This window comes from Longimicrobiales bacterium (genome assembly GCA_029245345.1).
In the GTDB taxonomy this organism is placed as follows: Bacteria; Gemmatimonadota; Gemmatimonadetes; order Longimicrobiales; family Gaopeijiaceae; genus CALFPJ01.
This window is the reverse complement of record JAQWPM010000015.1, coordinates 128,502-153,269: the sequence shown is the minus strand read 5'-3', so window position 1 is coordinate 153,269 and position 24,768 is coordinate 128,502. Positions and strand designations below refer to the sequence as shown.

21 protein-coding genes are annotated in these 24,768 nt (G+C 60.9%); 20 read left to right on the top strand and 1 reads right to left on the bottom strand.

All coding sequences use genetic code 11. The features are described from left to right. Position 1: 1 nt before the first annotated feature. Together sat and pyk are read left to right on the top strand one after the other, a co-directional pair. The gene (gene sat, locus P8L30_08680; GenBank protein ID MDG2240265.1) at positions 2–1,078 is read left to right on the top strand and encodes a sulfate adenylyltransferase; all 1,077 of its coding nucleotides are present in this window, start codon (positions 2–4) and stop codon (positions 1,076–1,078) included. Then, positions 1,075–2,520 (top strand): pyruvate kinase, encoded by a 1,446-nt coding sequence (pyk, locus tag P8L30_08675; GenBank protein ID MDG2240264.1) that lies wholly within the window; start codon positions 1,075–1,077, stop codon positions 2,518–2,520. Before sat ends, pyk begins: the two co-directional genes overlap by 4 nt. On the opposite strand, the gene P8L30_08670 is transcribed toward pyk, so the two are convergent. Continuing rightward, a complete protein-coding gene (locus P8L30_08670) occupies positions 2,517–3,239 on the bottom strand; it encodes a sulfite exporter TauE/SafE family protein (protein ID MDG2240263.1) in 723 nt (240 codons plus the stop codon). The genes pyk and P8L30_08670 overlap by 4 nt on opposite strands. A gap of 397 nt (positions 3,240–3,636) precedes the next feature. Between P8L30_08670 and asnB the strand changes: the two genes are divergently transcribed. From asnB to P8L30_08580, 18 genes are all read left to right on the top strand, one after another. Next, positions 3,637–5,523, top strand: coding sequence for an asparagine synthase (glutamine-hydrolyzing) (gene asnB, locus P8L30_08665; protein ID MDG2240262.1), 1,887 nt, complete (start codon positions 3,637–3,639; stop codon positions 5,521–5,523). A 275-nt stretch (positions 5,524–5,798) separates the two neighbouring features. Next, entirely contained in the window at positions 5,799–6,575 is a 777-nt protein-coding gene (locus P8L30_08660) for a class I SAM-dependent methyltransferase (protein ID MDG2240261.1), read from the top strand. A gap of 29 nt (positions 6,576–6,604) precedes the next feature. Beyond that, positions 6,605–7,720: a DegT/DnrJ/EryC1/StrS family aminotransferase gene (locus P8L30_08655; GenBank protein ID MDG2240260.1), complete on the top strand. Its 1,116-nt coding sequence runs from the start codon at positions 6,605–6,607 to the stop codon at positions 7,718–7,720. Positions 7,721–7,724: 4 nt separating this feature from the next. Then, positions 7,725–8,777 (top strand): thiamine pyrophosphate-dependent dehydrogenase E1 component subunit alpha, encoded by a 1,053-nt coding sequence (locus P8L30_08650; GenBank protein MDG2240259.1) that lies wholly within the window; start codon positions 7,725–7,727, stop codon positions 8,775–8,777. Next, complete coding sequence (locus P8L30_08645; GenBank protein ID MDG2240258.1) at positions 8,774–9,775, top strand: transketolase C-terminal domain-containing protein; 1,002 nt, start codon at positions 8,774–8,776, stop codon at positions 9,773–9,775. Before P8L30_08650 ends, P8L30_08645 begins: the two co-directional genes overlap by 4 nt. Then, on the top strand, positions 9,772–10,503 hold the full coding sequence (locus tag P8L30_08640; protein MDG2240257.1) for a sugar transferase: 732 nt from the start codon (positions 9,772–9,774) through the stop codon (positions 10,501–10,503). Before P8L30_08645 ends, P8L30_08640 begins: the two co-directional genes overlap by 4 nt. Positions 10,504–10,657: 154 nt before the next feature. Continuing rightward, positions 10,658–11,056: a TGS domain-containing protein gene (locus P8L30_08635; GenBank protein ID MDG2240256.1), complete on the top strand. Its 399-nt coding sequence runs from the start codon at positions 10,658–10,660 to the stop codon at positions 11,054–11,056. A 173-nt stretch (positions 11,057–11,229) separates the two neighbouring features. After that, positions 11,230–12,243 (top strand): GDP-mannose 4,6-dehydratase, encoded by a 1,014-nt coding sequence (locus tag P8L30_08630; GenBank protein MDG2240255.1) that lies wholly within the window; start codon positions 11,230–11,232, stop codon positions 12,241–12,243. A 4-nt stretch (positions 12,244–12,247) separates the two neighbouring features. Further along, positions 12,248–13,246, top strand: a complete 999-nt coding sequence (locus P8L30_08625) for a hypothetical protein (protein MDG2240254.1) — start codon at positions 12,248–12,250, stop codon at positions 13,244–13,246. Between the two features lie 3 nt (positions 13,247–13,249). Further along, entirely contained in the window at positions 13,250–14,191 is a 942-nt protein-coding gene (locus tag P8L30_08620; GenBank protein ID MDG2240253.1) for an NAD-dependent epimerase/dehydratase family protein, read from the top strand. 8 nt (positions 14,192–14,199) lie between these two features. Further along, on the top strand, positions 14,200–14,919 hold the full coding sequence (locus tag P8L30_08615) for a nucleotidyltransferase family protein (protein MDG2240252.1): 720 nt from the start codon (positions 14,200–14,202) through the stop codon (positions 14,917–14,919). Beyond that, the gene (uvrB, locus tag P8L30_08610; GenBank protein MDG2240251.1) at positions 14,920–16,902 is read left to right on the top strand and encodes an excinuclease ABC subunit UvrB; all 1,983 of its coding nucleotides are present in this window, start codon (positions 14,920–14,922) and stop codon (positions 16,900–16,902) included. Between the two features lie 88 nt (positions 16,903–16,990). Then, positions 16,991–18,310 (top strand): UDP-glucose/GDP-mannose dehydrogenase family protein, encoded by a 1,320-nt coding sequence (locus tag P8L30_08605; GenBank protein ID MDG2240250.1) that lies wholly within the window; start codon positions 16,991–16,993, stop codon positions 18,308–18,310. A gap of 2 nt (positions 18,311–18,312) precedes the next feature. After that, positions 18,313–19,272 (top strand): SDR family oxidoreductase, encoded by a 960-nt coding sequence (locus tag P8L30_08600; protein MDG2240249.1) that lies wholly within the window; start codon positions 18,313–18,315, stop codon positions 19,270–19,272. A 29-nt stretch (positions 19,273–19,301) separates the two neighbouring features. Continuing rightward, complete coding sequence (locus P8L30_08595) at positions 19,302–19,676, top strand: cupin domain-containing protein (GenBank protein ID MDG2240248.1); 375 nt, start codon at positions 19,302–19,304, stop codon at positions 19,674–19,676. Next, the gene (gene cysD, locus P8L30_08590; GenBank protein MDG2240247.1) at positions 19,673–20,578 is read left to right on the top strand and encodes a sulfate adenylyltransferase subunit CysD; all 906 of its coding nucleotides are present in this window, start codon (positions 19,673–19,675) and stop codon (positions 20,576–20,578) included. The genes P8L30_08595 and cysD overlap by 4 nt, the downstream gene beginning before the upstream one ends. Then, positions 20,578–22,479, top strand: a complete 1,902-nt coding sequence (cysN, locus tag P8L30_08585; GenBank protein MDG2240246.1) for a sulfate adenylyltransferase subunit CysN — start codon at positions 20,578–20,580, stop codon at positions 22,477–22,479. The genes cysD and cysN overlap by 1 nt, the downstream gene beginning before the upstream one ends. Before the next feature lie 64 nt (positions 22,480–22,543). After that, the gene (locus P8L30_08580) at positions 22,544–24,763 is read left to right on the top strand and encodes a bifunctional (p)ppGpp synthetase/guanosine-3',5'-bis(diphosphate) 3'-pyrophosphohydrolase (protein MDG2240245.1); all 2,220 of its coding nucleotides are present in this window, start codon (positions 22,544–22,546) and stop codon (positions 24,761–24,763) included. The last annotated feature ends 5 nt before the right edge of the window (positions 24,764–24,768 follow it).

Genomic DNA, 24,768 nt, shown 5'->3' with positions numbered 1-24,768 from the left:
CATGAAGATTGAACTTTCGGTAGACCAGTTTCTTGAATTGGGCCAGCTCGCCGGGGGCGCCTTCGCCCCGCTCACTGGCTTCATGCACGAGGCGGACTTCAACCGGGTCGTGAAAGAGATGCGTTTGGAGTCCGGCGCCCTTTTCCCCCTCCCGGTTGTGCTGGATCTGGACAAGGATGTCGCTCACTCAGCGGCGGATCATGCTGAAGTCGAGCTTTGGTTCGAAGACCAGCTCATGGGTTGGCTCGAACCAGGCACTCCCTACTCTGCAGACAAGAGGTCGGTCGCGGAGAGTGTTTTTGGGACGTCTGACATAGCTCATCCCGGTGTTCGGTTTCTGTTTGACGGTGGCGACTGGTTACTTGGCGGGAACGTCCGACTATCGCGGCCCGGGGAGGAACGAGCATTCTCAGCAAGCCTTCCCCCTGTGCAGACGCGAGCCCGCTTCCGTGAAAAAGGCTGGGAGACGGTAGTCGGTTTTCAGACCAGGAACGTGCCGCACCGGGCTCACGAGCAACTGCAGCGGGTTGCCCTGGAGCACGTGGATGGGCTGTTCATTCAGCCGCTGGTTGGCCGAAAGAAGGCCGGCGACTACACCCGGGAGGCTATTCTGGCTGGGTACAGGGTCATGGTTGATCAGTTCTACCCCCAGGAAAGAGTCGAGCTCGGCGTCCTTACGACCGCCATGCGGTATGCCGGTCCGAGAGAGGCCGTCTTTCACGCCCTGATTCGGCGGAACTACGGTTGCACGCACTTCATTGTTGGAAGAGACCACGCCGGGGTCGGAGGCTTCTACGGAAAGTACGAGGCTCAGGAGCTGGTAATGAAGCATGCGGAGGAACTCGGAATTCGGATCATGCCGTTGAACGGCCCTTTCCATTGCAAGAAGTGCCAGGGGATCGTCAGCGAATGGACGTGTCGGCACCTGATCGAAGCACCTGAATTCGTGGAGCAGATCAGCGGCACCGACGTCCGCGGCTACCTGACTCGCGCAGAAACGCCCCCGTCCTGGATCATGCGCCCCGAAGTGTTCGACGCTGTGAAGGGCCTGGACATGTTTATTGGTGAAAGCGAATGAGCAGCACACGCATCGTCTGCACGATTGGACCGAAAACCTGTTCTGAAGAGGGGCTCCTAGCGCTCCGCGAGGCAGGCATGAGCGTGGCCCGGCTTAACGGCTCCCACGCGGACGAAGACTGGCACAGAAGTGCCGTTGCATTGATTCGCCATACGCTGCCGGACGTCCCGATCCTGCTGGACGTTCCCGGGCGGAAGATTCGGACGGGGCGCCTGAAGCACGAGCCGGCGTTCTCGGTCGGCGAGCGACTGACGCTGACGACGGACCAGGCCGCGGACGGCCTCGGCCGAGTTCCAGTCAACAGCATGACCCTGCATGAGGATCTCAGCCCCGGGGATCGGATCTTTGCGGATGACGGCACGCTCTCGTTCGTCGTGATTGAGATCAACGGGCAGGATATCGTCTGCGAGGCGCAGACCTCTGGACGGCTCCGTAGCGCCAAGGGCATCAACGTACCCCACGTGAAGCTGCAGCAGTCCATAGTTACCGATCGCGACCGGGTGATGATGGCGCTGGCCCATGAGACCGGTGTTGACTACGTCGGTCTCAGCTTTGTGGAGTCCAGTGCCCACATCGATGCGATCAGGGAGCTGAGGACGGGGGACTTCCCAAGAATCGTGGCCAAGATCGAGAATCAGGGTGGGCTGGACCACGCCGCCGAGGTGATTTCCTCAGCGGATGCCATCATGATCGATCGGGGCGATCTGTCGGTCGAGACGTCGATTGAATCGACCGCGGTCAACCAGAAGGAGATCATCTCGTCCTGCACCCGTCAGGGTAAACCGGTGATCGTGGCGACCGAGATGCTCCATTCCATGATCGAGAGCCCCCTCCCGACCAAGGCGGAAGTCAGCGACATCACCAACGCGGTACTTGATGGCTGTGCCGCGACAATGCTGTCCGGGGAGACCGCGGTGGGAGACTATCCCATCGAAGCCGTCTCAATAATGCGCCGGATCTCCGACGTGGCTCTTGGCTACGAACGCCGCCAGCGGCCCACTATGCCCATGCTTCGACCCGTCTCCGAGGAGATCCCCGAGTTGGCGCTGACCGATGCGATTGCGCTGACCTGCAGAAATCTGCCGATCACGAAAATCATCGCTGTGACGATGTACGGTTTTGCAGCCCGGATGGTTGCCTCGTCCCGCCCGGTGCAGCCGATCATCGCGGTGACGAACGTGGCGGCAGCAGCCCGGAGCTTCAACCTCTATTTCGGGACGGAAGGCGTGTATGTGGACCTTCCCTTCGATCGGACGTCCACATCCCACATCACCGGCTGCCTGAAGCACCTCTGGGATACGGGTCGGATTGATGGGGACGACGTCATCCTGGTAACGGCCCTGGCGTATCCGAACTCAGGAAGCAGGATGAACATGATCGAGACGCATCACGTTGACGACCTCGCTCAGGCGCTGGGCTGGCCGCCACGCCAAGACTCCTAGACGGACCTGGCCAGGATCATCACGCCGGTCGCTAGGAGCAGGAGCGAAAGCATCCGGCGGTACACTGTCGCTGTGGTCTTTCGGTAGAAGAAGTGCTCGACGACGCCAAACACGGTTACGCCAACCGCAATGTTTCCCGCGGTCTCGAGTGAGACGAGGCGTTGACTGGCCCCGGACGCAATCAGCGTGGCCAGCTGGACAACTGCAAAAATGGCATAGCCTGCGGCGATGGTGGGTCGACTCTCTTCTTTTTCGTGCCCAGCTCCATACACGAAAGCAGTGAGAAGCGAGCCGCCGAGGTTGGTCAGTCCGTGGACCAGCCCCATGACAACCATGAACGCGCTACGCCGTCGTGTTGCAGCCTTCATCAACCTCTCCGACAACGACCAGACCTCGCCCGACGCGATAAAGACGATCACGACCCCTACCACGGGGTCGATGGGCAGAGAAATTCTCAGGGTCAGCCAAAGGGTCACCGCGATCGCCGGCAGCGAGTAGATGGCCAGGCTCCGCAGGACGTCCCGGTCCACCTTGTCCGGTTCGGAAGCGATCTGAAGCAGATTGATGGCGAGAGAAACCGGCAGCAGTGTCTGCAGGGCATCCGCGAATCCAAATCCGAGAAGCAACAGGGTGGGCGTCCCGAACAACAGCACACCCACGCCGAACATCGACTGGATGATCGCCGTAAAGGCGATGGTGGCTGTGACGGAGAGAAGCATATGCTCGGTTGCCTGAAGGGTTGGCCGCGGTGTGATTCGGCCGGGACGCCACATGGATATCGCACCCGAAATGGCCGCTGACCGCCGAGTCTATAACGTTCGAAGGAATCCAGACAGAGGGCGGACGATCGATTCGGTCCATGCGCTTGCGCCGGCCCGTCGGAAAGACTTGATTAGCGCGCGTCCGCCCTTCGGGACCGAGGGCGCCGGAGGTCGTGACCGACCCTGGATCGCCCGGGGGGCGGGTCCGGGAAGAGGCCAATCCGGCTCGATCATCGCTCCAGGCTGAGACTTTGCGCTCCAATCCTACTCCAGTTTCGCACAACAATGCGCCTCATTTGACCGGTTTGTGCCGCGGCGGGCGTGGGCTGATTCGAGCATTCAACCGAGTACAGCCATGTGCGGCGTAGCCGGTGTCTTCACCCCCGGTGGGGGTCTTCCTGCGGAGACACATGAGCGCATCAGCCGCATGGCGCGGTGCATGGTGCACCGTGGCCCCGACCACGAAGGGCTCTGGGTCTCCGAGGACGGGGCCGTGGGCCTGGCGCATCGACGCCTGTCCATCATCGATCTCTCTGCCGATGGCAACCAGCCGATGGCGAGCCCTTCCGGTCGGTATCGGCTGAGCTACAACGGAGAGGTCTACAACTACCTCGAGTTGCGCGCGGAACTGGAGGCGAGGGGACGCTCCTTCCAGACTCGGTCCGATACGGAGGTCCTCCTTGCCGCATTTGAGGAGTTTGGTCTCCTCCCGGCCATCGAGAAGGTGCACGGGATGTTTGCGATCGCGGTCTGGGACGAGCAGTCGCACGTGCTCTCACTCATCCGGGATCGGGCTGGAAAGAAGCCCCTGTACTATTCGATTTCGGACGGACGCCTGGTTTTCGCTTCCGAGCTGAATACGATGAAGTCGGCCACCGACATGGGTGGTGTCGATCCGGAGTCGCTTCATCATTACCTGACTCTGGGTTACGTCCCGGGGCTGTCGACGATTTACAGGAAGATCCGCGAAGTTCCGGCCGGCGGCTACGTGGAGGCCGACGCCAAGCTCGATCTGAGACAGGGGCGCTACTGGTTACTGCCGGCTCCCGCCCCCGAAATGGCAGGGCTCAGCTTCAAATCTGCGGTGGACGCGACCGAAGAAGCTCTTACCGAGGCACTGCGGATCCGTCTCCGCGCCGACGTACCGGTCGGGGTATTCCTGTCTGGCGGCATCGACAGCGGACTTCTGGTTGCCTTGGCGGCGGGAATGGTCGACCAGCCACTGAAGACGTTCACGATCGGCCTAGGCGAGGCGGCCTACGACGAGAGCGGGCTTGCTCGGCTCGTCGCGCAGAAATATGGGACGGACCACACGGAGATCCGTCTTGATCCGGACCCCGAAGCGCTGTTGCCTCGGGTCGTTGCCGCGTATGGGGAACCCTTCGCCGACCCGTCGGCACTTCCTTCTTTTGCGGTTGCTGCCGCTGCTTCGTCCGACCTGAAGGTGGTCTTGAACGGTGAGGGGGCGGACGAACTCTTCGCCGGATACCGGCGAGCATGGGCTGTCCGGCGCGCGCAGCAGGCGAGCGCGTTGTTCTCGATGCTGCCCAAGGCTCTCGTCGATGGGGTTCACTCCCATTTGCCACGCCCGCGGGGTCATCGCACCCCTTACGCCTTGGGCTTTCGCTTTCTCAAGGGAGTCCTGTGCCCGCCGGGTGAACGGTACCTGACGTGGTCGAGCGATGGCTTCTCGGAGGCCGAAAAGCAGGCTCTTTACCGGAGTCCTACTTCAGTTCGACCGACGGCCCAGTTTCTCGAGGAGGAGTGGGAATGCCTCCTCCCCCGTGAAGAGCTTGCCCGCTTCATGGCCCTCGACCTGTCCGTCGGAACGGGGGACTGCCTTCTGTTCAAGATGGACATTGCGACAATGGCGAGCAGCCTTGAGGCGAGAAGTCCATTTCTGGACCACGGCGTCATGGAATTGGCTGCGCGGCTTCCGCGAAAGCTCCACTTCAGGGGCAAGCGCACCAAGCCGATCCTGCGAGCTCTCGCAGACCGGCTCCTTCCCCACGGAGTGGCTCACGCTCCCAAGCGGGGCTTCGAAATCCCTCTCGCGGACTGGGTGGACGGGGCGTTTGCTGGCACCATCCGCGAGTCCCTGATGGACAGCGGCTTCATGCGCGAGAACTTCCGGGCTGCCGAGATGGTAAGGGTCCTGAACGACTCCGCCGGTCTTGGCCGGGAACGCCGTGCCAGACTCCTCTGGATCCTCTTCATGCTCGCCCAATGGGCCGAGGCCTGAACAACCGGTCCGTTTCCGCGTTTGTGCCCTCAATTACCTCTCGGTCGAGCTCGTTCGGCTCCCCCATCCTCCGGTCCTTCTTGCCTCGTCGCACAAGCTGTGGCACCCTTTGCCTCGGTGACCGCCTTCTTTTTTGTCGGTTCGGTGTTGTGTTCCCACACCACCTTAGTTGAGGTCGGATGTCACTTCAATTTTCAACTAAGTTTTGGACACGCTCGCTACGGACGCAGCCCTGTATTCGGCTGCCAGCCAACATCTCTCAACAGCTGGTCCCGATGACGCTCGACTACACCGAATTGACGGAGGTCTCCGGTGACGATGTGACCCGCGAGCAGGTCGAGCGGATGGCTCGTCGCTACTACTGGGCCGGAGAATATTGTTGCGGCCGAGACGTCCTAGAAGTCGCCTGCGGCGCCGGTCAGGGGGTGGGGTATATTGGCTCGCTCGCTACCTCCGTGCGGGCCAGTGATATTTCTGAACCGCTCCTTTCCGTTGCCCGTGGCCACTACGGCGACCGCTTCGTTTTTGGGCAGTTCGACGCCTTGGAGATGCCTTTCGAGGCGGACCGGTTCGACGTCGTTCTGCTCTTCGAGGCCCTCTATTATCTGCCCGATGTGGACGGATTCTTCGATGAATGCCATCGCGTTCTCCGGCCGGGCGGCCACCTCTTGATCGCCACCGCGAACAAAGACCTTTTCGATTTCAATCCCTCGCCGCACAGCCACCGCTACCTTGGCGTGAGCGAGCTCTCGAAAGAGTTGTCCGCCAGGGGGTTCGATGTGACTTTCTTTGGCGATACGCCTGTTGCCACGGTCGGATTGAGGCAGCGCGTTCTTCGTCCGGTGAAGGCCGCGGCCTCCAGGCTCGGCCTGATCCCGAATTCGATGCGAGCGAAGAAGTTGCTTAAGAAGTTGGCGTTTGGCGCACTGATCCCGATGCCGGCTGAGATTGACGTGGACACCGCGCCGAAGCTCCCGCCTCAGGCGCTGGCTGCCGACCAGTCGGATCAGCAGCACAAAGTGATTTTCTGCGCCGCCCGAATGGCCGACTGATTGCCCCCCTCATCCCCTACTCCAGCCCAATGACAGTCATTCGCCAGATTCCGTTCTTCCCCTACTCCGAACTCTTCACTGCCCAGGAAGAGGAAATCCTGGCCATCATGACGGACGTTTGCCGGCGTGGCGCGTTCATCATGCAGAAGGACCTGAGAGATTTCGAACAGAACGTCCGCAACTTCACCGGTGCCAAGCATGTGCTGGGAGTAGCAAACGGAACCGATGCCCTCATCATCGGCCTCAAGGCCTGTGGCGTTGGTCCGGGAGATGAGGTGATCATGCCGTCGCACACCTACATCGCGACCGCGGCCTCGGTCCACATGGTCGGAGCGACGCCGGTTCTTGCGGAGTGCGGTCCGGAAAACATGCTGGATCCGGGTGATATCGAGCATCGGATCACCCCACGTACGAAGGGGATCATGCCGGTCCAGGTGAATGGACGGACCTGTGACATGGACGCCATTCAAGCCATCGCAGAGCGTCACGGACTCGAAGTCTACGAAGATGCTGCGCAGGCACTTGGATCGAAGTTCAAGGGCCGGTGCGCCGGGACATTCGGGCGCTTCGGCACCATCAGCTTCTACCCGGCCAAGATGCTCGGATGCTTTGGTGACGGTGGCGCGATCTTTACGAATGAGGACGATCTGGCCCGTGAGATGGGGCTGCTGCGGGACCACGGTCGGAATGAGCACGGCCGGGTCGTTGCATGGGGCCTGAATTCGCGGCTGGACAACGTTCAGGCGGCCGTGCTCGACTTCAAGTTGAAGAGCTATCCGCAGGACATCGAGCGGCGGCGTAAGATCGCCGCGCTCTACCATGCGGGCCTCGGTGACCTGGATCAGGTCCAACTCCCGCCGGCCCCCGATGCTGACCCGCGCCACTTCGACGTGTATCAGAACTTCGAGATGCAGGCGGACCGTCGCGACGAACTGCGTGCGTATCTGCTGGAGCGGGGAATCCGTACGATCATCCAGTGGGCGGGCACGCCGGTCCATCAATTCTCGGAACTCGGTTTTGATGTAGACCTGCCGCGAACTGAGCGCTTCTTCGAACGCTGCATGATGCCGCCGATGAACACTGCACTCAGCGACGACGACGTGGCGTACATCGTCGAGTCGATTCACTTGTTCTACGGAGCCTGATTTGATGGAAGGGCAGCTTCCCGGAGTTCTCGCTGATCCGACCCAGCTTCACGAACCGATCGACCTGAGGGGCACCACCCTGGAGGTCCTCGAACCGCTCACGCGAGGGATGGTGACCATCCGGATCGCCGAGCGGATTCTGGCCAAGGCCCGCGAGGACGGTCTGATCGGTGGACCGGTCCACCTGGGGGTTGGTCAGGAGGGCGTAGCGGTTGGGGTCTCAGCGCTGCTGAGGAAGACCGACAGAATCTTCGGCGCGCACCGCTCCCATTCCCATGTTCTCGCGTTGGGCTCGAGCCCCAGGAAGCTCTTCGCCGAGATTCTGGGAAAGGACACCGGTCTGTCCCGGGGGATGGGTGGGTCGATGCATCTGTGGGATGAGCCGAACGGGTTCATGGGCTCCGTGCCCATTGTCGCCGGGACCGTTCCGCTGGCCGTAGGTGCAGCTCACGCGGAACGAATGAAGGGTACGGACAACATTGGCGTGTCCTACCTCGGCGACGGTGCGTGTGAGGAGGGAGCCGTTCATGAGTCCATGAACCTGGCCCGCATGCTGAATGCGCCGGTGATCTTCGTAGTCGAGAACAACCTGTTCTCGAGCCACATGTTCATCGATCTCAGACAGCCCAGCAATATGACTGCGCGGTTCGCGGAAGCTCACCGGATCCCATTTGAGATCGTTGATGGCAATGATGTGCTTGCCGTGAAGGAAGCTTCGGAGCGGCTCGTGGCGGCTGCGCGCCGAGGAGATGGGCCGGGCTTTCTTGAGGCGGTTACCTATCGGTGGTACGGACATGTCGACTTCCGCGAGGATATCGATGTGGGCGTCGCGCGCTCGGCCAAGGATGTAGCGAACTGGAGGGCCCGGGATCCCATCGGCAGGCTGGCTCGGGCCATGGCTGCCGCAGGATTCTGGTCCGAGTCCGACCAACAGGCGCTGGAAGGCGAGGTTCGGCTCGCCCTTGAGTCGGATTGGGAGGAAGCGCTCGGCGATCCCTATCCCGAAGAGTCCGCACTCATGGACAGGGTCTACTCCGCCGGGAGGACCCGGGGATGAGCCAGATGACATCCTACTCATACGGCACGGCCATGCGAGCGGCCTTCGAGTACCTCCTCGAGAACTACCCGGAGGTGTTCATCATCGGCCAGGGACTCTGGAGCCCCTGGTACGTGGGCAACACGATGACCGAGCTCGAGAAGAAATTCGGCAAGGAACGGGTTATCGACACGCCGGTGTCCGAGCTCGCCTGTACCGGCGCGGCAGTTGGTGCCGGGCTTTCGGGCATGAAGCCGATCGTGGTCCACCCACGCCTGGATTTCATGCTTTACGGTCTTGATGCGGTCGTGAATCAGGCGGCCAAGTGGTCTCATATGTTCGGTGGTCAGGCGAGTCCGAATGTGACCATCCGTGGAATCATCAACCGAGGTGGTGAACAGGGGGCCCAGCACTCACAGGCGCTCCATGCCTGGTTCGCTCACATCCCGGGCCTCCGAGTCGTAACTCCTGCAACGGTGGCGGATGCGCGCGACCTGATGATCGCTTCGGTGCTGTCACCCAGTCCGGTCATGTTCATCGATGATCGCTGGCTCTATGACCTTGAGGACGAGCTGCCTCCGGTCCAGGAACTGGATCTGGCCACGATCGGACCTGCTCGCCTCAGGCAAGGGGACGACGTGACCCTTATTGGTTCAGGATACTCCACTCAACTCGCGCTCGAGGCGGCAGACGCACTCGCGGATCGTGGGATCTCCGCGGACGTCGTCGACCTCCGAGTCCTGAACCCCTTCCATCCCACCGAGATCGTGGCCTCCGTTCGCCGAACGGGTCGCCTGATGGTGCTTGATGGCGGGTGGAGGACCTGTGGGATGGCCGGAGAGGTGATTGCTTCGGTGACGGAACGCGTCGCACCTGCCGAGTTCAAGGCATCTCCTGTCCGCGTCACCCTGCCCGATGCGCCTGCACCGACCTCAAGGGTACTTGAGGCGATCTACTATCCCCGTCTCGAAGACATCGTGGCAGCTGCCAGCATCCTTTGCGCCCCTGGTTCCGCGTGATCAAGCGACTATTTGACATCCTGGCGTCCGCGACCGGACTGCTTCTGGCGAGCCCGGTTCTGCTGCCCGTCATGTTTCTGGTGTGGTGGCAGGACAAGCATTCGCCGTTCTATGTGGCCGACCGAGTTGGACGTGACGACATGACGTTTCGCATGGTCAAGTTGCGCTCGATGGTCATCAACGCCGACAAGTCAGGCGTGGATTCGACCAGTGCTTCCGATCGGCGCGTCACTCCCGTCGGCCACTTTATTCGGCGTTCCAAACTCGATGAACTGACTCAGCTGTGGAATGTCCTGATCGGGGATATGAGCCTCGTTGGGCCGCGCCCCAACGTGAAGCGTGAAACCGACCTGTACACGTCGGTCGAGCGCCATCTTCTGGACGTGAAGCCGGGCATCACCGATTTCGCTTCGATCGTCTTCTCGGATGAGGGCGCCATTCTGAAGGATCAGGATGATCCCGACATCGTCTACAATCAGTTGATCCGTCCGGGGAAGAGTCGGTTGGGTCTGTTCTATATCGAGCATCGCTCCCTCGGAATCGACATTCAGGCCTGTCTCCTGACCGCCGTGGCTATCGTCTCCAGGGAGCGGGCCCTGAAAGGCCTTCAGTCCGTTTTGAAGCGCCTTGGTGCGCCGTCGGATCTGCTACAGTTGGCCAGCCGGGTGGACCCTCTGGTCCCGCAGGTGCCACCGGGCGCCGACACCGTGGTGACCACACGAGCCTGATTCGGCCGGGGGACACCTGGCCGGGCTTTCATTATTGCTGGCTTCCGCGGCGGCTGAGGGGGCATCGAGCGTGGTAGGGCGCTGTCCTCGGTTCCTCTACAGTCATCACATGTCAAACTCGAGGAACGCCGCACGGCGGCAGATCGCTTAGGGAATCGCCGCCTGGGATCGAGGCGACTACACCGAGGCGCTTGAAGTCTTCGATGAAGTCGTCCGAGGCTACCCCAGGTTTCCTGATGTACACAACAAGCGGGGGCTCTGTCTGGCGCTGTTGGGGCGTCCAAGAGAGGCTGAGGTCGCGTTCCTCCGCATGGACCTCTTCCACGGGGAGATCTTCGTCGTTGCCGCCGACGGTGACGTGAAGGCGCTCCCCACCGGTGCCACGCCCATCGACTTCGCGTACTCAGTGCACACAGAGGTCGGGCAACACTGCGCCGGAGCCAAGGTGAACGGCCGCATCGCGCCGCTGTCCCCTGAACTCAAGAACGGCGACACGAGCGGAGGGCTTGGGGGACACTTGTTCGCGAAGCCGGTGGCAGGAGGCGATGGCTAGCACAGCTTCTCCGGAGCGGCGCCGCACCCCTGATCGATTGAGGAAGGCTTCGAAACGCAACGCGCGGCGCTTACCAGACCCTGGCTGGTGACCCCGCCCAATAATTGACCCACCGCCCCTCCCGAGCGATCCTACACTAGTCGAATTCTATGGGACAAGGTCGCCAGCAACGCATGTCACAAGTCGCCCTAATCACCGGTATCACAGGCATGGTCGGTTCCCACCTTGCCGACTATTTACTGAAAGAAACCGATTGGGACATGGTCGGACTCGCGCGATGGCGAAGCCCGCTCGACAACATCGAGCATCTCCTCGACCAGGTGAATCGCGGCGAGCGCATCCGGCTCGTGTATGGGGACCTCAGAGACTACCTGTCCATTCAGTCGGCTGTTCGCGAATCGAAGCCCGACTACGTGTTTCACTTGGCCGCTCAGAGTTATCCCCAGACGTCGTTCTCGGCCCCGTTGGACACGCTCGAGACCAACATCCAAGGCACTGCACACGTACTGGAGGCCATTCGACACGATGACAACATCGACCCCGTCGTGCACGTCTGCGCTTCGTCCGAGGTGTTCGGTCGTGTTCCGAAAGAGTCCCTCCCGATCCACGAGGATGTCACGTTCCACCCCGCGTCCCCTTATGCGATCTCGAAGGTTGGGACCGATCTTCTAGGCCGGTACTACGCGGAGGCCTACGGAGTGAAGGCGATGACGACCCGGATGTTCACGCATACCGGACCGCGACGAGGAGACGTGTTTGCTGAGTCGACCTTCGCCAAACAGATCGCGATGATCGAAGCGGACCTGATCCCTGCCGTCGTGAAAGTCGGCAACCTCGATTCGATGCGGACGTTCGCCGATGTGCGTGATGCGGTGCGGGCCTATCACCTGCTGGTCACCCACGATCCGCAGCCGGGAGAGTACTACAACATAGGCGGCGAGCATTCGTGCACCGTCGGTGAAATGCTCGATACGCTCATCGCATTCAGCACCCGGGACGATATTCAGATCGAAACCGATTCCGAGCGACTTCGTCCGATTGATGCCGACCTACAGATCCCGGACACTTCGAAGTTCCGCGATCACACGGGTTGGGTGCCGGAGATTCCATTCGAGACCACGATGCGTGACCTGCTTGAATATTGGCGCGCGCGGGTTCGCCGTGGCCAGAGCTTCCTGACGCGGTAGAGCCATGATCATCACGCGCGTTCCTTTCCGCGTCTCCCTTTTCGGAGGCGGAACCGACCTTCCGGTCTGGTTCGAGAGGCACGGCGGTGCAGTCCTCTCCACGTCCATAGACAAGTACTGCTATGTCACCGCTCGCCCGCTTCCTCCGTTCTTCGACCACCGGGTGCGGCTGACCTATTCGCGGATTGAGCTGGTTAAGGAACTCTCCGAGATCCAACACCCACTCATTCGAGCCGCGCTCGAGCGCTTTGGTCGAACGGATATCGAAATCCACTACGACGCTGATCTTCCGGCGTGGAGCGGACTCGGGACCAGTTCCGCATTTGGTGTTGGCCTGGTGGGCGCGCTTGGAGGCTTGGAAGGGCAGATGTTCTCCCGGAAGGATCTCGCGATCGAGGCCATTCAGTTAGAACGTCACGTGCTGAAGGAGCCCGGTGGCTACCAAGACCAGGTCGCGGCCGCATACGGGGGCTTCAATCACATCGAGTTCCACCCCACGGGTGACTTCACCGTTCATCCGCTGGTACTCTCGCCCGAGCGACTTCAGCTGCTCCAGCGGTCTTTGATGCTTTGCTACATCCCCAATCTCCGGAAAAGTGGGGACGTATCACCCGCCAACAACTACGAGCCCGACAAGTATGATCACCTTCTGGAATTCATACACGGGTCCGTGAAGACGGCGCTTCGGATACTGTCTGGGGGAGAGCTGAGAGACTTGGGAGAGCTGTTGCATGAGACGTGGCTCCGGAAGCGGGAGCTGCCAGGGACCTCCAACGAGACGATCGATCAGATCTACGAGGCGGCCCGCTCTGCGGGCGCTACCGGGGGGAAGATCCTAGGCGCTGGCGCCGGCGGCTTCATGCTGCTCGTGTGCCCTGAAGAGCATCAGGGTGCGGTCCGTGAGAAACTCTCCGAACTGCTCTTCGTGCCGTTTGCATTCGACCGTTCGGGCATGCAGGTGCTTCACTACGAAGTGGCCGACAGCCTTCGCGGGGGGTCGTAAACGATGGATCTCGCTGGACAGCGGACCCTCGTCACGGGAGCGACAGGGCTCATTGGGAGGAACCTCGTCGCTCGTCTGGAGTCGCTTGGCTCGGACGTCGTGGGCGTGGGAAGCGAGCACGACCTCCGCGACGCAACGGTCGCACGAACGCTCCTAGCCAAAGTGCGGCCGACCGTTGTCTATCACCTCGCAGCCCGTGTCGGCGGCATCTACGCGAATGCAACGCAGAAGCCCGGCTTCTACCGCGACAATGTCCTGATCAATACACACACGGTGGATGCCTCGGTCGATGCTGGGGTTGAATATTTTTTCGCCATGGGCACGGGGTGCGCCTACCCGAAGCGCCTAGAGCAGGAGACCCTCCACGAGGAGGCTTTTTTGGACGGAGTCCCGGAGGTGACGAACGATGCGTATGCGTATGCGAAGCGCGGGATGCTCGTGCACCTCGAGGCGTTGCGGGAGGAGTCTGTCCTCGAATCGTGCTACTGCATTCCCGCCAACATCTATGGGCCCCACGACAACTTCCATCCCAAGCACTCCCACGTAGCGCCGGCTCTGGTTCGTCGTTTTGTAGAGGCCACGGACGACGGTCTGCCGCAAGTCGAGATCTGGGGCGGCGGGGGAGCGAAACGCGACTTCCTGTACGTCGATGACTGTATTGACGCCATGGTGGCGATAGCCGATGCGCGTTTCGCTGGCCCCATCAATGTGGGCACCGGGGAACTGACCACGATCCGAGAGTTGGCCGAAGCGATCAGGGTCGGGGCGGGCTTCTCCGGGGAGATCACCTATGACCGCTCGATGCCCGAAGGCCAGGCGGAGCGACACCTAGCCCTGGACAAGATTCGCGGCCTTGGGTGGACCCCGCGGACCTCGTTGAGGGATGGCCTCGCGAAGACGATCGACTGGTTCCGCGAACATCGCGCGGCGGTCCGGGAGCGTTGAGCTCGGCCATGCCTCCTGAGGTCACGCAGGCAGTTGTGCTCGTGGGTGGGAAGGGCACCAGGCTTAGTGGCCTGACGAGTGAGACGCCTAAGCCCCTTTTGGACGTGGGGGGGCGGCCGTTCCTCGAGTGGGTGTTGGCTCGGCTCGGAAGGCAGGGTATCGACCGCGTGGTCCTTACCGCGGGTTATCGCATAGAGGCCCTGCGTGCGTGGTTGCACGGAGCGACATTTGATATGGAAGTCGACGTCTTCGTTGAAGATGAGCCGCTGGGCACCGGTGGGGCGTTCCCGGCTATGGTCGATCGCTTGGATGATCGTTTCTTTGCTCTCAACGGTGACACGCTCTTTGACGTGGATCTCGGCGACCTGACTCTTGCCGCGGGCGACGGGGAGTGTGTCGTTGCCCTTCGGCAGGTGGAAGACACGGCCCGCTACGGGCGGGTCCGCCAAGACGGCTCCCGTGTCACAACGTTCGCGGAGAAGGCTTCGGGTGGTCCGGGCTGGATCAACGGAGGCGTGTACCTGCTACAGCGGGACGTGGTGGCGACTCTGCCGCAACCGGCCTCACTCGAGGACGATCTGCTCCCGGCCCTCGCCAGAGACCGTGCCTTGGTCGGTGTCCGTTCCAATGGCTTCTTCATCGACATCGGTGTCCCCGAGAGCTACGCAGCCGCGCAACGTTCGGTACCGGAGTGGTGGGCGGCCAAATATCCCGAGGCGAGGTCCTAGTTGACGGATTTTCAGCTGGTCTCGCCTTATGAACCGGCCGGCGACCAACCCACGGCGATCAAAGAGCTGACCGAAGGGCTCGCTCGCGGGGACCAGAACCAAGTGCTGCTTGGGGCCACGGGCACCGGAAAGACGTTCACGGTCGCCCACGCGATCGCGGACTATGGGCGGCCGACGCTCATTATGTCCCACAACAAGACCCTGGCTGCTCAGCTCTACGGGGAACTGCGCTCACTCTTCCCGCACAACGCAGTCGAGTACTTCATCTCGTACTACGACTACTACCAGCCCGAAGCGTACGTCCCGTCCACCGACACGTACATCGATAAGGATGCCTCGATCAACGAGGACATCGAGAGACTCCGGCTGAGGGCGACCTCTTCGTTGATGGAGCGTGAGGACGTAATCGTCGTGGCGTCTGTGTCGTGCATCTACGGTCTTGGGAATCCCGTCGACTACCGAAAGCTGATGCTGCATCTCGAGGTTGGAGGTGAGATGCCGCGCCGGGAGATCCTCCAGGGTTTGGTCGCGATTCAGTACAGCCGGAACGACCACCTCTTCGAGCGCGGCACATTCCGCGTGCGCGGTGACACGGTAGAGATCTTTCCGGCATACGACGAGCAAGCGATCCGTATTGAACTCTGGGGAGACGAGGTCGAGCGGATTACACGCTTCGATCCCCTCACGGGTGAAATCGTGACTACGCTGGAGAGGACTGCGATTTATCCGGCGAGCCACTATGTGACCGAGCGGAGTACGCTCGAAGCAATGGTGCCGCACATCCGACGAGAGTTGAACGAGCAGCTTGCTCTGTACCGGAACGCCGGGAAGCTCCTCGAGGCTCAGCGGCTCGAGCAACGTACGAACTTCGACCTCGAAATGATGCTTGAGATCGGGACATGCCCGGGCATTGAGAACTACTCGCTTTATACGAGTGGGCGGAAGACAGGAGAACGGCCGTCGTGTCTCATGGACTACTTCCCGGCCGATTTCTTAATGGTGGTGGACGAGTCACACGCGTCGATTCCACAGATCAATGCGATGTACAAGGGGGACCAGTCTAGGAAGGGCACGTTGATCGAGCACGGCTTCCGGTTGCCGTCCGCGCTCGACAACCGTCCGCTCAAGTTCGACGAATGGGTGGACCTCGTTCCCCAGCGGATCTTCATGTCTGCCACGCCCGGTGACTGGGAGGTCGAACGTGCGGAAGGGGTCGTGGTGGAGCAGATCATCCGCCCCACCGGCCTGGTGGACCCCCCAATAGAGGTTCGTCCAGTGAAGGGTCAGGTCGACGACCTTCTCCACGAGATTCGTGCCCGGGAAAAGCGAAACGAGCGGGTCTTGGTGACCACGCTGACGAAGAGGATGTCGGAAGACCTGACCGAGTATCTTCAGTCTGTTGGCGTCCGCGTGAGGTATATGCATTCGGAAGTGGACGCGATCGAACGCATGGTGATTCTACGTTCTTTGCGGCTGGGCAAGATCGACGTTCTGGTTGGGATCAACCTTCTCCGCGAGGGACTCGACCTACCAGAAGTGTCTCTCGTCGCGATTCTTGACGCCGACAAGGAGGGTTTCCTCCGCGATGCGAGATCGCTCATTCAGACCATCGGCCGTGCGGCTCGTAACGTGCACAGTACGGCGATCATGTATGCGGACCGGATCACTAAGTCCATGCGCCAGTGCATTGATGAGACCGATCGACGCAGGGCCATCCAGCTGGCCCACAACAAGAAGCACGGTATCACGCCGGCGACGATTCAGAAGTCCGTCGAGGAGATCGAATTTTCCACTCGTGTTGCTGATGCAGCGGAGATCGGGTCGCGAGTTGCGGAGGGTCCGGAGACCTACGCGGACGAGTTCAATCGCGAAGAATACGTGAAGATTCTGGAGAAGGAGATGGAGGAAGCTGCCGAGGCAATGGACTTCGAGCGGGCGGCGTTGCTTCGCGATCAGCTGTTCGAGTTGAAAGCTGTGAAATGAACCCCATGTACGGCGCGGACACTTCTGTTTTATTTGAAGCTGACGGTCGACCCGTGTCGACCGTACTGAACTGCGAATCGAGTCACTCATGAAGATCGCTGTGATCGGATCGGGATACGTGGGTCTGGTCGCCGGAGCTTGCCTCGCGGAGACCGGAAACGACGTCATTTGTGCCGATATCGACGAAGACAAGATTGCGGGCCTCAATCAGGGAAAGATCCCGATCTATGAGCCGGGTCTCGAACCGCTGATTCTGAGCAATCTTGCCGCGGGCCGGCTGCACTTTACGACGGATGTTGCAGCGGGGGTCGTGGCGTCGGACATCATCTTTATTGCCGTGGGGACACCTGCGGACGAAGACGGGTCGGCCGACCTAAAACACGTCCTGGCGGTCGCGCGCACCATCGGTGAGGCTATGGACGCCGAGAAGATCGTGATTACCAAGAGTACGGTTCCGGTCGGCACGGCGAAGCTCGTGCGCGATGAGATCGAGGCCAACACGAAGCACCCCGTGCACGTGTGCTCGAATCCGGAGTTCCTGAAAGAGGGTGCCGCGATCGACGACTTCATGAAGCCGGACCGGGTAGTGCTCGGTGTGGACTCCGAATACGCGGGAGAGGTGTTGAGCGATCTGTACGCACCGTTCGTGCGATCGGGGGCGGCGATCTTCCTAATGGACGTACCGTCCGCGGAGATCACCAAGTACGCGGCAAACGCCATGCTCGCTACACGGATCAGCTTCATGAACTCCATAGCCCAATTGTGCGATGTGGCCGGCGCCGACGTGAACTCTGTTCGAAAAGGCATCGGCTCCGATTCTCGCATTGGACCCAGCTTCCTCTACCCCGGCGTCGGGTATGGCGGGTCGTGTTTTCCCAAGGATGTGAAGGCACTTGCGAAGACCATGGCCGGTCTCGGCGCGGACGCCTCGATTCTCGACGCCGTGGAGGCCGTGAATGAGGGACAGAAGCAGATTCTGCTCCGAGCCGTCACGGACCGGTTCGGCGAGGAGCTGACCGGGAAGTCCATTGCGGTGTGGGGCCTGGCCTTCAAGCCGAACACTGACGACATGCGTGAGGCGCCCAGTCTTGTGACCATTGCTGGGCTGCTAGACAGGGGCGCCCGGGTCATTGCGCACGATCCTGTGGCAGAGGAAGAAGCTCAACACCACTTTGGGGATCGGGTCGAGTATGTGGACAACAATTATGATGCTCTTGATGGCGTCGATGCGCTCGTGATCCATACGGAGTGGCACCCTTACCGGCGCCCGGACTTCGACCGCATGATGGCGGCAATGTGCAGGCCGCTGATCCTTGACGGTCGCAACTTGTACGACCCCGCACACATGAAAGAGAGAGGCTTCGAGTATGTGTGCATAGGACGATCAGCTTTGGCCGCTGAGGCCTAATCGTGCGCATACTCATTACCGGCGCAGCCGGATTTCTCGGGTCACATCTCGCGGAGCGTTTTCTGCGCGAGGGGCACGAAGTTGTAGGCATAGACAACTTCATTACGGGTTCCAGGGACAACTCGGATGTCCTCGCTTCCTTCGATGCGTTCTCGTTGATTGAGCACGACATCTCCGAGTCCATCTTCTTGGATGGCGATTTTGACGGAGTGCTTCACTTCGCGTCACCGGCTAGCCCGGTCGATTATCTGGAGTTTCCCATCCAGACGCTCAAGGTCGGGAGTCGCGGCACGCACAACGCGCTGGGAATTGCGATGGCGAAGAAGGCTCGGTTCCTTCTTGCGTCGACATCGGAAGTGTATGGCGACCCCCAGGTGCATCCACAGACTGAGGACTACTGGGGACATGTGAACCCGGTGGGTGTGCGCGGTTGTTACGACGAAGCCAAACGGTTTGCCGAGGCCATGACCATGGCGTACCACCGGCACCAAGGCGTGGATACCCGCATCGTCAGGATCTTCAACACGTATGGTCCGCGGATGCGCCCGGGTGATGGACGGGTCGTGTCCAACTTCATTGTCCAAGCACTGCGTGGGGATCCGCTCACGATGTACGGGGACGGCTCACAGACCCGATCGTTCTGCTATGTAGACGACGAGGTCGACGGCATCTACCGGCTTTTTCATGCTGACCGACATGAGCCGACGAATATTGGAAGCCCTGTTGAATTCACCATTCGCCAACTCGCGGACATCGTCCTCGCGGAAACGAAGAGCTCATCGACCCTGGATGTCCTTCCCTTGCCGAGTGACGATCCGAAGGTCAGACAGCCGGATATCTCAATCGCCCGGAGCGTACTCGGTTGGGAGCCGAATGTCCCACTGCGTGAGGGAATCGTGCGTACCATTCCTTTCTTCCGCGGAGAATTGGAGAAAGGTGACGCCTGTGCACGCACGATCTAAATCCTGCCATCTGTTCGAGGTCGAGTCTCATGATTGAAGCCCCCCGTCGCGTAGAAAAACCTTGGGGATACGAGTTGATTTGGGCGGACACCGAACACTATGTGGGCAAGATTCTTCACGTAGCCGCCGGCGAGGCGCTCTCGCTTCAGTATCACGAGGTCAAGGACGAGACCCTCTACCTTCTCAACGGGCGCCTCACGCTCGAGTTCGGCGCTAGCCGCGGTGAACTCACATCCGTCGAGATGACCGAGGGGCAGTCTTTTAGAATTGTCCCTGGCACGATACACCGAATGGTGGCGCTCACGGATGTGGAGATCTTGGAGGCGTCGACCCCGCACCTGGGCGATGTCGTCCGCATTGAAGACCGCTACGGTCGTGTGGAAGACTCGACCGAAACTTCGTGACGCTCCCCGCGCGGTCGCATCTGAGGCAACTCGAATCTGAGTCGATCTTCCTCATGCGAGAGGTCGCCGCGCAGTTTGAGCGCCCGGTCCTTCTCTTTTCTGGAGGAAAGGACTCCATCCTCATGGTGCACCTGGCGCAGAAGGCCTTTGCGCCCGCCAAGATCCCATTCTCGCTCGTCCACGTCGACACGGGTCACAACTTCCCAGAGACCCTCGAATTCCGCGATCGCCTCGTACAGCAGGTAGGAGCAACACTACACGTAGGGTCTGTCCAGGCATCCATCGACTCAGGAAAGCAGAAGGAGGAAGAGGGGCTGAACCCGAGCAGGAACCGCCTCCAGATCCTCACCCTGCTCGAGACGCTCGATGAACTGAAAGCGGACGCTGCCCTAGGGGGTGGGCGTCGCGACGAAGAGAAGGCCCGAGCCAAGGAACGCTTCTTCAGTCACCGCGACCGCTTCGGCCAATGGGACCCGAAGAACCAACGCCCCGAGCTCTGGAACATCTTCAACGGCCGAAAGGTGATGGGCGAGCACTTCCGGGTCTTCCCGCTGTCGAACTGGACCGAGATGGACGTCTGGCAGTACATCGCTGCCGAAGAAGTGGACATCCCATCCTTGTATTTCTCCCACCGCCGCAAAGTGGTGGAACGGGACGGAGTGCTCCTGGCAGAATCCGAGTTCAATCAACTCGAGGACGACGAAGCTTGGACCGAGAAAACGGTTCGCTTTCGGACGATTGGTGATGCCTCGTGCACGGGGGCGACAGAATCGACAGCGTCTACCCTCGATGAGATCATCGCCGAGGTCTCGGCGACTCGAGTAACCGAGCGCGGCGGCCGGCACGACGACAAACAATCCGAAGCCGCGATGGAAGACCGTAAGAAGCAGGGGTACTTCTAATGGATCTCCTTCGGTTCACGACGGCGGGCAGCGTCGACGACGGTAAGAGCACACTCATCGGTCGACTGCTCCATGACACCAAGTCGATCTTCGAGGACCAGCTCGAGGCCGTGGAGGACGCGAGCAATCGCCGAGGGGAGGGGTACGTGAACCTCGCGCTGCTCACGGACGGCCTGCGGGCCGAGCGCGAGCAGAACATCACGATCGATGTCGCGTATCGGTATTTTGCGACCCCGAGGCGGAAGTTCATCATCGCGGACACTCCGGGCCACGTTCAGTACACGCGCAACATGGTTACGGGCGCGTCGACTGCCGAACTCGCGATCGTCTTGATCGATGCGAGGAATGGTGTTCTGACCCAGTCGAAGCGCCACGGATTCATCGCTTCGTTGCTCGGGATTACGCACGTGCTCGTTGCGATCAACAAGATGGATCTCGTCGATTGGTCGCAGGAGGTGTTCGACCGTATCACCGAGGACTATGCGGAGTTTGCGCAGAAGCTGGGCGTGGAGGACTTGACGTTCATCCCGATCTCGGCGCTCAAGGGTGACAACGTGGTGGACGAGAGCGAGAACATGCCGTGGTACCACGGTTCGACGCTGCTCCATCACTTGGACCACGTGAACGTCGGATCGCACCGCAACCTGGTCGACTTTCGGTTCCCGGTTCAGTACGTAATCCGCCCGGACCAGGACTACCGCGGCTACGCAGGGCGGGTCGCTTCGGGTACGATCCGGAGCGGCGAAGAGATTATGGTCCTGCCGTCTGGCCAGCGCACATCGATCAAGTCGGTCGACACCTTCGACGGACCGGTCGAGGAGGCGCTCACGGGCGATTCCGTAGCTCTGACCACCGCGGACGAACTGGACATCAGCCGCGGGGACATGATCGTCCGCCCGCTGAACCTACCCGTCGTCGCGACCGAGATCGACGCGATGCTCTGCTGGATGTCCGACGAGCCGATGAAGGGAGGCACCCAGTATTGGTTCCGCCAGACCACGCGCGAAGCGAAGGCCTTCATCTCACGGGTGGTGTATAAGATCGACGTGGATACGCTCCACCGGGAGGACGTTGAGGCGTTTGGGTTCAACGACATCGGTCGGGTTCAAATCCAGACCGCTGCTCCGATCTTCTTTGATCGCTACGAGATGAACCGCGAAACAGGCTCGTTCATCTTGATCGACCCGCACACCAATAACACGGTCGCGGTGGGGATGATTCGCGGAACGGTACGCTCGGCCGAGAAGCTCGCGGAGCAGCTCCACGAGGCTACGACCGTTGAACGAAAGGCCTCCCCCGATGTGGTTTGGGAAGGGTGGAACGTTCCTCTGAAGGTGCGGGAGGAAAAGAACGGGCACGCAGCCGCCGTCGTTTGGTTTACGGGGCTGTCAGGATCCGGAAAGAGCAGCATTGCCCGAGAGCTGGAACAGATGCTCTTCGCTGAAGGGTGCCAGACCATGCTTCTTGATGGAGATCAGGTCCGGCATGGCCTGAACGGTGACCTAGGCTTCTCACCGGATGCTCGGAAGGAGAATATCCGGCGGGTGGGAGAGGTGGCCAACCTGTTCTATCTGCAGGGCAACATTGTGATCTGCACGTTCGTGTCGCCGTTCCAGATGGATCGCGAACGCGCGCGGGCTCTGTTCCCCGAGGGGCGGTTCATCGAGGTCTTCGTCGACACTCCGTTGGAGGAGTGTGAACGACGTGACAGCAAGGGCCTCTATGCCAAGGCAAGAAAAGGGGAAATTGAGCAGATGACAGGAATATCGAGCCCGTACGAGGTGCCAGAGAATCCGGAGATTCGAGTCGAGACCGTTGGGCGTGAGGTGACTGAGGTCGCAGACGAGATTCGGTTGGCGATTCATGAGGTTGTGCGCCGGGGGGGCGCTGCGCACCCGTAAGCGCCGCCAGCCGGAGTTGCCTCGGCCTTGCTAACCTCGCTTCGCCTCGGATACTTACACCCCTATGTCGGCACTCTCCACTAAGCCGACGTCCACGATCCGCGGCCTCCCCCGTCCTCTAGCCAGGGCCCTGGAAGCCTACGCAGACCGCCTGGACGTCGAGAAGATCCGCGAGGCCTATGACCTCGCCGTAGAAGCCCACGGGGGCCAAACCCGTGCGTCGGGGGAGGAGTACGTCACGCACACGGTCGAGGTGGCGACACTTCTCGCTCAGCTGAGGCTCGACTCGAACTCGATTGTAGCGGGGCTGATTCACGACACGGTTGAGGACACCGACATCAGCCTCAAGGATCTCGAACGTCGCTTCGGGTCCGAGGTCGCCACGATCGTCGACGGCGTGACCAAGCTCGGAAAGGTGAAGTTCAGCTCCGCGACGGAGCAGCAGGTGGAGAACTACCGCAAGATGCTGCTCTCCATGGCGCAGGATGCACGGGTCATCCTCGTGAAGCTCGCGGACCGTGTGCACAACATGCGGACGCTCGAGCATCTCACGGAAAACAAGCGCCGCAGAATCGCTCTGGAAACGCGCGAAATCTATGCGCCGCTCGCACACCGACTCGGGATCGCCGCGGTCAGATGGGAGCTCGAAGACCTCGCCTTCAAGTTTCTCGAGCCGGACGATTACCAGGCGCTGACCAAAAAGATCCGACAGCGCCGCAAAGAGCGTGAGCGTGAGATCCTGGAGATGCAGCGCCCGCTTGAGGAAGCGCTTGAGGCGGCCGGCATCGTCGCGGAGGTGAAGGGGCGACCCAAGCACCTGTGGTCGATCCACCGGAAGATCGTCGTCCAGAACAGACCGTACGACGAAATCTATGACCTCATGGCGATGCGGGTTCTCACCGACACGGTCGAGAGTTGTTATTCAGCGCTGGGCATCATCCACAGCAAGTGGACGCCGATCCCGGAACGTTTTCACGACTACATCGCGACACCCAAGTCCAACATGTACCAGTCGTTGCATACGACGGTACTGGGACCGAATGGCCGGCGCTACGAGATCCAGATCCGTACGGAAGAAATGCACCGTACTTCCGAATACGGCATCGCGGCGCACTGGAGATATAAGGAAGACGATCCGGCCCGCAGTGGAGATGAGAACGAGGTCGACGAAGCCCTGACGTGGTTCCGCCAGGTCCTCGAGTGGCAACAGGACACCGCGGAGCCAGAGGAATTCATGGAGTTCCTCCGCATGGACCTGTTCCGGGGCGAGATCTTCGTGTTCACGCCGGACGGGGACGTGAAGCCTCTTCCCACGGGCGCGACACCGATCGACTTCGCTTACTCGGTTCACACCGAGGTAGGTCAGCACTGCGCAGGCGCGAAGGTGAATGGGCGAATTGCGCCACTGTCTCGCGAGCTGAAGAACGGCGACACGATCGAGATCATTACGAACGCCAAGCAGCGGCCGAACCGTGATTGGCTCGCCTTCGTGAAGACCTCGCGTGCACGGGGTCAGATTCGGCACTGGATCAAGCTCGAGGAGTTCGACTCAGCGTTTAAAATTGGGAAGGAGCTGCTCGATCGAGAGCTGAAGAAGGCCCGCAAGACGCTGCCAACTGACCCGCACGACCTGCTCGCTGCTGCCGTAGATCTCGGGTATGCCGACTTTGAGCAAGTATATGCGGGGCTCGGACGGGGTGACGTGGGACCTACCGCTGTGATCAAGCAGTTCCACGCGGATCATGATCCCGCAGAGGTCGCGGCCCGCCAGCCGACAGCGCTCGAGAAACTCGCTGCGCGCCTCCGGATTTCCGGAAAAGGCGTGCGGATTCACGGCATGGACAATCTCATGGTCCGGTACTCGCGCTGCTGCCAGCCTGTGCCGGGTGACCTAGTGATCGGGTACATCACCCGAGGGCGAGGTGTGTCGATCCATCGGACGGACTGCCCGAATGTGCTTGCTCTGTCCCGTGACCCGGAGCGGCGCATCGAGATCGAGTGGGCCGCAGAGAAGGGAGATCGGTTCTTCGTGAAGCTCTACATGCGAGGGTCGGACAGGCGCGGGCTTCTGTCCGACGTGGCGAAGGCGATCACGAATACGGGTACCGATATCTCGCATGCGGATATGCGGACCACCGAGGGTGGGATGCATGGGGAGTTCGTGGTCGAGGTGCGGGATTTGGCTCATTTGGAGAAAGTCTGTCGATCAATAGGGCGCATTAAGGGCGTGTTAGACGTAGAACGGCGCGAGCACTTCGATGACGAAGACTTGGGGTGGGCGTAGGCCGT

Coding starts and splice junctions, on each gene's coding strand:
- sat (MDG2240265.1), top strand. CDS start 2: ATGAAGATTGAACTTTCGGTAGACCAGTTTCTTGAATTGGGCCAGCTC.
- pyk (MDG2240264.1), top strand. CDS start 1,075: ATGAGCAGCACACGCATCGTCTGCACGATTGGACCGAAAACCTGTTCT.
- P8L30_08670 (MDG2240263.1), bottom strand. CDS start 3,239: ATGCTTCTCTCCGTCACAGCCACCATCGCCTTTACGGCGATCATCCAG.
- asnB (MDG2240262.1), top strand. CDS start 3,637: ATGTGCGGCGTAGCCGGTGTCTTCACCCCCGGTGGGGGTCTTCCTGCG.
- P8L30_08660 (MDG2240261.1), top strand. CDS start 5,799: ATGACGCTCGACTACACCGAATTGACGGAGGTCTCCGGTGACGATGTG.
- P8L30_08655 (MDG2240260.1), top strand. CDS start 6,605: ATGACAGTCATTCGCCAGATTCCGTTCTTCCCCTACTCCGAACTCTTC.
- P8L30_08650 (MDG2240259.1), top strand. CDS start 7,725: ATGGAAGGGCAGCTTCCCGGAGTTCTCGCTGATCCGACCCAGCTTCAC.
- P8L30_08645 (MDG2240258.1), top strand. CDS start 8,774: ATGAGCCAGATGACATCCTACTCATACGGCACGGCCATGCGAGCGGCC.
- P8L30_08630 (MDG2240255.1), top strand. CDS start 11,230: ATGTCACAAGTCGCCCTAATCACCGGTATCACAGGCATGGTCGGTTCC.
- P8L30_08625 (MDG2240254.1), top strand. CDS start 12,248: ATGATCATCACGCGCGTTCCTTTCCGCGTCTCCCTTTTCGGAGGCGGA.
- P8L30_08620 (MDG2240253.1), top strand. CDS start 13,250: ATGGATCTCGCTGGACAGCGGACCCTCGTCACGGGAGCGACAGGGCTC.
- P8L30_08615 (MDG2240252.1), top strand. CDS start 14,200: ATGCCTCCTGAGGTCACGCAGGCAGTTGTGCTCGTGGGTGGGAAGGGC.
- P8L30_08605 (MDG2240250.1), top strand. CDS start 16,991: ATGAAGATCGCTGTGATCGGATCGGGATACGTGGGTCTGGTCGCCGGA.
- P8L30_08595 (MDG2240248.1), top strand. CDS start 19,302: ATGATTGAAGCCCCCCGTCGCGTAGAAAAACCTTGGGGATACGAGTTG.
- cysN (MDG2240246.1), top strand. CDS start 20,578: ATGGATCTCCTTCGGTTCACGACGGCGGGCAGCGTCGACGACGGTAAG.
- P8L30_08580 (MDG2240245.1), top strand. CDS start 22,544: ATGTCGGCACTCTCCACTAAGCCGACGTCCACGATCCGCGGCCTCCCC.